At 44.8% G+C, this 328-nt stretch carries 1 protein-coding gene; it reads right to left on the reverse strand.

Features of this window, described 5'->3' with window-relative positions; translation table 11 throughout:
- Nucleotides 1-328 (reverse strand): hypothetical protein (locus KVT32_RS29330; RefSeq protein WP_217619344.1); only part of this gene is annotated, 328 nt, incomplete at both ends.

Genomic DNA, 328 nt, shown 5'->3' on the forward strand with positions numbered 1-328 from the left:
GCGCTTTGTCATGGTTTGCGCCTGTTCTTTTGCTTGCGCGAGGATTAGTGCATATTCTTCTTCAGCCGCTTTTATCTCAGCCCTATCTTTACTCGCTATCCGAGGTTGAGGTCCCGCAACTTTCTTGGCAAAAGATATCTCAATATCCTCAGGGAATTGCTTGTATTCACCGGTAGTCGTATTGAAAATTGACTTCGCTTCGAGAGAGGGATGCTTCTGTTGAGCAATCTGGTCTTCAGTTGCATCGGCAATCTCATTTATGCAATCAAAAATTTTACGGTAATGGTCTGCCTCGAGCCCGTGAATAAAAAAATGAGGCTGGCTCAAG

The sequence above is a fragment of the Achromobacter sp. GbtcB20 genome (genome assembly GCF_019091095.1).
GTDB classification, from domain to species: Bacteria; Pseudomonadota; Gammaproteobacteria; order Burkholderiales; family Burkholderiaceae_B; genus Achromobacter; species Achromobacter mucicolens.